Annotated in this window: 6 protein-coding genes; all 6 read right to left on the reverse strand. The window is 61.5% G+C overall.

The window, feature by feature from the left end; all coding sequences use genetic code 11:
• Positions 1 to 19: 19 nt before the first annotated feature.
• Positions 20 to 673, reverse strand: a complete 654-nt coding sequence (gene leuE, locus NA637_RS13795) for a leucine efflux protein LeuE (protein WP_256073009.1) — start codon at positions 671 to 673, stop codon at positions 20 to 22.
• 10 nt (positions 674 to 683) lie between these two features.
• On the reverse strand, positions 684 to 1,832 hold the full coding sequence (carA, locus tag NA637_RS13800) for a glutamine-hydrolyzing carbamoyl-phosphate synthase small subunit (RefSeq protein WP_256072998.1): 1,149 nt from the start codon (positions 1,830 to 1,832) through the stop codon (positions 684 to 686).
• 192 nt (positions 1,833 to 2,024) lie between these two features.
• The gene (gene dapB, locus NA637_RS13805) at positions 2,025 to 2,831 is read right to left on the reverse strand and encodes a 4-hydroxy-tetrahydrodipicolinate reductase (protein ID WP_256073004.1); all 807 of its coding nucleotides are present in this window, start codon (positions 2,829 to 2,831) and stop codon (positions 2,025 to 2,027) included.
• Positions 2,832 to 2,907: 76 nt separating this feature from the next.
• Positions 2,908 to 4,035, reverse strand: a complete 1,128-nt coding sequence (gene dnaJ / locus NA637_RS13810) for a molecular chaperone DnaJ (protein ID WP_256073005.1) — start codon at positions 4,033 to 4,035, stop codon at positions 2,908 to 2,910.
• Positions 4,036 to 4,205: 170 nt separating this feature from the next.
• On the reverse strand, positions 4,206 to 6,119 hold the full coding sequence (gene dnaK / locus NA637_RS13815; protein ID WP_256073006.1) for a molecular chaperone DnaK: 1,914 nt from the start codon (positions 6,117 to 6,119) through the stop codon (positions 4,206 to 4,208).
• Between the two features lie 96 nt (positions 6,120 to 6,215).
• Entirely contained in the window at positions 6,216 to 6,785 is a 570-nt protein-coding gene (gene grpE / locus NA637_RS13820; RefSeq protein ID WP_256073007.1) for a nucleotide exchange factor GrpE, read from the reverse strand.
• Positions 6,786 to 6,929 lie beyond the last annotated feature (144 nt).

The raw sequence follows: 6,929 nt of genomic DNA on the forward strand, positions 1-6,929 counted from the left end.
ACTCTCGTGCTTAACAAATTCAGGTCAAGGTCGCGCCGGCCAGCTTGATGCCGAAACCGACAAACATGGCGCCTACGCCGGAGGTGGCTCCGACCGCCAGGCGTTGGCGCCGGCGGAACCAATCGGCCAGGCGCACGCCGCAAAAAATCAGGAAACTCAGGTACAGGAAGCTGATCGCTTCGAGGATGGTTCCCAGCACCAGGAATGACAACCCGGGATAGGCATATCCCGGATCGACGAACTGGATGAAGAAGGAGATGAAAAAGAGGATCGCCTTCGGGTTGGACAGGCTGAGGAACAGCGCCCGGCCGAACGGGTTGCTCACCGCCGCGTGTGCCTCGAGCGCCTGCGCGGCGACCTCCGGGGCATGCAGCTTGCGCCAGGCACCGCGCAGCATGCCGATCCCGAGGTAGCACAGGTAGGCGGCGCCGAGGTACTTGAGCACCACGAAAACCATCGGCACGGCCTGCAGCAGCGAGGCGATCCCCAGTGCCGACAGGGACATCAGGATCGCATCGCCCAGGAACACCGCGCTCGCCGCCTTGTAGCCGCTCGCCACGCCATGCTGCGCCGAGGTGGCGAGCACGAACAGCGAGTTGGGCCCCGGCAGCAGGACGATGAACAGCGTCCCCAGCACGTAGGTCCAGAGGTCGGTGATTCCCAGGCTCGGCAGCATGTCGACCTCAGCGCCGCGCGGCCATCGCCGCGATGAAGCGATCGAACAGCGGCGCCACGTCGTGCGGGCCCGGGCTGGCTTCCGGGTGGCCCTGGAAGCTGAAAGCGACCTTGTCGGTCCGCTCGATGCCCTGCAGGGTGCCGTCGAACAGCGACTTATGGGTCGCGCGCAGGTTGGCCGGCAGGCTCGCCTCGTCCACGGCGAAACCGTGGTTCTGACTGGTGATCATCACCACACCGGTCTTCAAATCCTGCACCGGATGGTTGGCCCCGTGATGGCCGTTGGGCATCTTCACGGTCTTGGCACCGGAAGCCAGTGCCAGCAGCTGGTGGCCCAGGCAGATGCCGAACACCGGAAGCTCGGTTTCGAGCACGTCCTGGATCGTCTTGATCGCATAGTCGCACGGCTCGGGATCGCCCGGACCGTTGGCCAGGAACACCCCGTCCGGGTTCAGCGCCAGCGCCTCGCTGGCGGGCGTCTGGGCCGGCAGCACAGTGACGCGGCAGCCGCGCGCGACCAGCATGCGCAGAATGTTGTACTTCACGCCGTAATCGAAGGCGACCACATGATAGGGCAGCTCACTGGCCGGGATTTCGGCGTGGCCGTCATCCTGCAGGTTCCAGACCGTAGAACGCCACTCGTAGCGCTCCTTGACGCTGACTTCCTTGGCCAGGTCCATGCCTTTGAGGCCCGGGAAGCTGCGCGCCAGCTCCAGCGCTTTTTCTTCAGTCGCGTCGGCACCCGCCAGAATGCAGCCGTCTTGGGCACCCTTCTCGCGCAGGATGCGAGTCAGGCGACGGGTATCGATGCCAGCGATGGCCACCGCACCGCTGGCCTTGAGGTAATCCGGCAGAGACTGCTTGTCGCGCCAGCTGCTCGCCATAAGTGGCAGGTCGCGGATCACCAGCCCGGCAGCCCAAACCTTCCAGGATTCAGCGTCTTCTGGGGTTGTGCCGGTATTTCCAACGTGCGGGTAGGTCAGGGTGACGATTTGCTTGGCATAGGAAGGATCGGTGAGGATTTCCTGATAGCCGGTCATGGCGGTATTGAACACCACCTCACCAATGGTTTGCCCATCGGCGCCGATGGATTCGCCGCGAAAGATACTGCCATCGGCCAGGGCCAAAATGGCTGGCGTAAGGGCTGGCTTAGTCAAGAGACCTCCCAAAGATCAAGGCTGAAGCAGGCGCAGATTGTAAAAAAGCGGGATGACGTGTGAAGGTCATCCCGCTTTTTATTTGATTCATTTCTGCGCAACTTTTAGTGGACACACTAAAACCGGAAGCTTACAGAAAATGCCTTTTCAGGTCCAGCCGCAATCAGCCAAAACGCCGGGCGAAGCGCTTCATTAGCGCAACCCAAGCACATCCTGCATGTCATACAGCCCCGCCGGCTGCTGCTCCAGCCACATCGCGGCACGCACCGCGCCCTTGGCGAACGTCATCCGGCTAGACGCCTTGTGGGTGATCTCGACGCGTTCGCCCTCGGCAGCGAACAGCACCGTATGGTCGCCGACCACATCGCCCGCACGCACGGTGGCAAAACCGATCGTCTCCCGCGCACGGGCGCCCGTCTGCCCTTCACGGCCATAAACCGCAACCTTTTGCAGATCGCGACCGAGTGCTTCGGCGACCACTTCACCCATGCGCAGCGCAGTACCCGATGGCGCGTCGACCTTGTGGCGGTGATGCGCCTCGATGATTTCGATATCGACCTCGTCGCCCAGCACGCGCGCAGCCGTATCAAGCAGCTTCAGGCACAAGTTGACGCCGACGCTGAAATTCGCGGCAAACACGATGGGGATATCCCGTGCTGCAGCAGCCAGTTTTTCCTTCTCTGCAACCGAGAAACCCGTGGTGCCGATCACCATCGCCTTGCCGGCGCGTCGGCACACTTCGAGGTTCTTCAGCGTGACCGAAGGATGAGTAAAATCGATCAGCACATCGAACTCGTCGACGACCTTCGCCACCTCACCGATCAGCGGGACGCCGAGCCGCCCGATAGCAGCCAGCTCGCCTGCATCAGCGCCCACGAGGGTGCTGTCTGGCCGGTCGATAGCGGCGGTCAAGCCCGCGGCACCAGCGGTTTGCTGAACAGCCTCGACCAGTGTCTTGCCCATACGCCCCGCGGCGCCCGTTACTGCAATACGTCGCATAAAAACAGCTCCAAGCTGAAGCCTTAAGCTGCAAGGGCGCCCTCAGGAAGGCTGCCGCCTGCAGCTCGCCACCGGGTTAAAGATCGCCAAAAAATCGCTTCACGCCTTCGAACCAGCCGCTGGCTTTGGGCGAATGAGAGCTGTCGTTCTGCAACGTTTTGCGGAACTCGTCGAGTATCTCGCGCTGGCGCTTGCCCAGGTTAACCGGCGTCTCCACCACCACCCGGCACAGCAGATCGCCGGCGGCACCGCCACGCACAGGGGCAACACCCTTACCACGCAAACGGAACTGCTTGCCGGTCTGAGTGCCTTCCGGAATTTTCAACTTCACCCGCCCGTCGAGGGTGGGCACTTCCAGCTCGCCGCCCAGCGCCGCATCGGCGAAACTGATCGGCACCTCGCAAAACAGGTGCTTGCCGTCACGCTGAAAGATTGGGTGCTCGCGGACGTTGACCACCACATAAAGATCTCCAGCCGGACCGCCCTGGGCGCCCGCCTCGCCCTCCCCCGACAAACGAATCCGGTCGCCTGTATCGACGCCCGGCGGCACCTTGACCGAAAGTGTCTTCTGCTCTTCGACGCGCCCTTGTCCATGGCAGCTGCCGCAAGGATCTGAAATCATCTTGCCGCTACCATGACAGCGCGGACAGGTCTGCTGCACCGAAAAGAACCCTTGCTGCATGCGCACCTGGCCGATACCCCCACAGGTGGTACAGGTCACCGGGCTGGTGCCCTTCTTGGCACCGGAACCGTCACAGGTCTTGCACTCGACAAGCGTCGGCACTCGAATGGTAACCGTGGTGCCCCGCACAGCCTCTTCCAGATCCAGCTCGAGGGTGTAGCGCAGATCACTGCCGCGCTGAGCACCGCCACGCGAACTGCCGCGTCCGCCAGCGAAGAAATCGCTGAACACGTCGCCGAAGATATCGGAGAAGTTGGCGTTACCATACGCCGCGCCCGCGCCAGCCCCCATTTGCGGATCGACTCCGGCGTGACCGTATTGGTCATAGGCCTGACGTTTACTCGCATCGGACAACACCTCGTAAGCCTCATTGGCTTCCTTGAAGGCATCTTCGGCGGCTTTGTCCCCGGGATTACGGTCCGGATGATGCTTCATTGCGAGGCGACGATAAGCCTTTTTCAGCTCCGCCTCGCTGGCGCCCCGCTCGACACCCAGCACTTCGTAATAGTCACGTTTGGCCATAAGTTTCCTGAACCTTCAAATTCGTACCCTCCAGACGCGCCGACGCGGGAGCAAGCCCCCGCGCGGCGATCAAGCCCGTCGCGGCATCACCGCATCGGGCTGGAGCAAAAGGCAGGGGCCAGAATGCAGGCCTCTGCGCGTTCTCCACTCATGGAGGTCTAAGCCGCGGCTTACTTGTTGTCCTTGACCTCTTCGAACTCAGCATCGACCACGTCGTCACCGGACTGTCCGCTGTCGCCAGTCTGCTCGCCTTCGCCGCCCTGAGGCTGCTCGGCATACATCTTCTGCGCCAGTGGCGTGGACGCCTGAGAGACCGCCGCGATCTTGGCTTCGATTTCAGCCTTGTTGTCGCCCTTGATGGCAACTTCCAGCTCGCCGATGGCTTTTTCGATGTTGGCCTTGTCTTCTTCGGTGGCCTTGTCGCCGGCTTCGGTCAGCATCTTGCGGGTCGCATGAACCAGCTGATCGCCCTGGTTGCGGACGGTCACCAGCTCCTCGAACTTGCGGTCTTCCTCGGCATTGACCTCGGCGTCACGCACCATCTGCTGGATTTCCTCCTCGGAAAGACCCGAGTTGGCCTTGATCACGATGGATTGATGCTTGCCGGTGGCCTTGTCTTTCGCTGACACGTGCAGGATGCCGTTGGCATCGATGTCAAACGTCACCTCGATCTGTGGTACACCACGCGGAGCCGGTGGAATATCAGCCAGATCGAAGCGGCCCAGGGACTTGTTCTGCGACGCCTGCTTGCGCTCACCCTGCAGCACGTGAATGGTTACCGCGCCCTGGTTGTCATCCGCCGTCGAGAACACCTGCGACTTCTTGGTCGGGATGGTGGTGTTCTTTTCGATCAGCGCAGTCATCACGCCGCCCATGGTTTCGATGCCCAGGGTCAGCGGCGACACGTCGAGCAGCAGAACGTCTTTCACGTCACCCGCCAGCACGGCCCCTTGAATCGCAGCGCCCATGGCAACAGCTTCATCCGGGTTCACATCCTTGCGCGCTTCCTTGCCGAAGAACTCGGCGACCTTCTGCTGCACCAGCGGCATACGGGTCTGACCGCCGACCAGGATCACGTCGTCGATCTTGGCCACGTCGATACCGGCATCCTTCATCGCCATGCGGCACGGCTCGATGGTGCGCTGCACCAGATCCTCGACCAGCGCTTCCAGCTTGGCGCGGGAAATTTTCACGTTCAGATGCTTCGGACCGGTCGAGTCCGCGGTGATGTACGGCAGGTTGACGTCAGTCTGCTGGCTGGAGGACAGCTCGATCTTGGCCTTCTCGGCAGCTTCCTTCAGGCGCTGCATGGCCAACGGGTCGCCCTTGAGGTTCATGCCGGTTTCTTTCTTGAACTCGTCGACGAGGTAGTCGATCAGGCGAATGTCGAAGTCCTCACCACCGAGGAAGGTGTCGCCATTGGTGGCCAGCACTTCGAACTGGTGCTCACCATCGACTTCGGCGATCTCGATCACCGACACGTCGAAGGTACCGCCACCGAGGTCATAGACGATGACCGTGTGGTCGCCCTTGGCCTTGTCCATGCCATAGGCCAGCGCCGCCGCGGTCGGCTCGTTGATGATGCGCTTGACGTCCAGACCGGCAATGCGACCGGCGTCCTTGGTGGCCTGGCGCTGACTGTCGTTGAAATACGCCGGAACGGTGATCACCGCTTCGGTCACCGGCTCACCGAGATAGTCCTCGGCAGTCTTCTTCATCTTCTTCAGGATTTCAGCGGAGATCTGCGGCGGCGCCATCTTCTGGCCATTCACCTCGACCCAGGCGTCATTGTTATCCGCCTTGACGATCTTGTAGGGGACCATCTGAATGTCTTTCTGCACGACGTCTTCATCGAAACGACGACCGATCAGTCGCTTCACGGCGTACAGCGTGTTGTGCGGGTTGGTCACGGCCTGACGCTTGGCGGACTGGCCAACCAGGATTTCACCGTCATTGGCATACGCAATGATCGATGGCGTGGTGCGGCCGCCTTCGGCGTTCTCGATCACCTTGGCCTTGCCGTTTTCAAGGATGGAGACGCAGGAGTTGGTCGTTCCCAGGTCGATACCGATAATCTTGCCCATGTGCTTCTCTCCGAATTTTGATTGATCCGCGCCTGATTACCGGCTGCGGGTAACACAAAAACGCTTGGCTACGAGATGGGGGTCAGCAGCCGGAATTCAAGCCTTTTCATCAATAGAGGGCGGGGTTTCTGCCGGTGCCTTGCTGACGACCACCATCGCCGGGCGCAACAGACGTCCGTTGAGCAGGTAGCCCTTCTGGAATACCTTGAGCACACGGCCAGGCTCGGCGTGGGTGCTCTCCTCCATCGCCATGGCCTGGTGATGCTCAGGATTGAAAGGTTCTCCCTGCGGGTCCAGCTGTACCAACTGATGGCGTGCCAGGGTGTCGAGCAACAACTTGAACGTTAGCTCGACCCCTTCGCGCATCGGCTTGACCGCTTCGTCGTCCGGGTCCGACAACGCGAGGCCACGCTCCAGGCTGTCCGCGACGGCCAGGAGGTCTCCAGCGAATTTCTCCAACGCAAACTTATGCGCCTTCTGGACATCTTGCTCGGCGCGACGGCGGATGTTCTGCAGTTCGGCTGCCACACGCAGAGACTGATCCTGGGCTGCGGCCAACTGCTCTTCCAGAGAATGCACGCGGCCAGCCAAATCCTCGGTCACCTCTGCTTGCGCGGTCTCGTTCTCTTCGGGGGTCTGGTTATCCAGGTTTTGCTCGTCGGCCATGCGGTCCTCCTCATCGATACGTCAGCGGGCGTCGACCCGCGCTTGTGCCGCTATATGGGGGCGACAAGCTCAGGTTCAAGGGTAGAGGGCAGCTGCAAGCTGCAAGCTGCAAGCTGCAAGCTGCAAGCTATGGACGGCTAGCAA

Source organism: Stutzerimonas stutzeri, from assembly GCF_024448935.1.
Classification (GTDB): Bacteria; Pseudomonadota; Gammaproteobacteria; order Pseudomonadales; family Pseudomonadaceae; genus Stutzerimonas; species Stutzerimonas stutzeri_AO.

Coding starts and splice junctions, on each gene's coding strand:
- dnaK (WP_256073006.1), bottom strand. CDS start 6,119: ATGGGCAAGATTATCGGTATCGACCTGGGAACGACCAACTCCTGCGTC.
- grpE (WP_256073007.1), bottom strand. CDS start 6,785: ATGGCCGACGAGCAAAACCTGGATAACCAGACCCCCGAAGAGAACGAG.
- dapB (WP_256073004.1), bottom strand. CDS start 2,831: ATGCGACGTATTGCAGTAACGGGCGCCGCGGGGCGTATGGGCAAGACA.
- dnaJ (WP_256073005.1), bottom strand. CDS start 4,035: ATGGCCAAACGTGACTATTACGAAGTGCTGGGTGTCGAGCGGGGCGCC.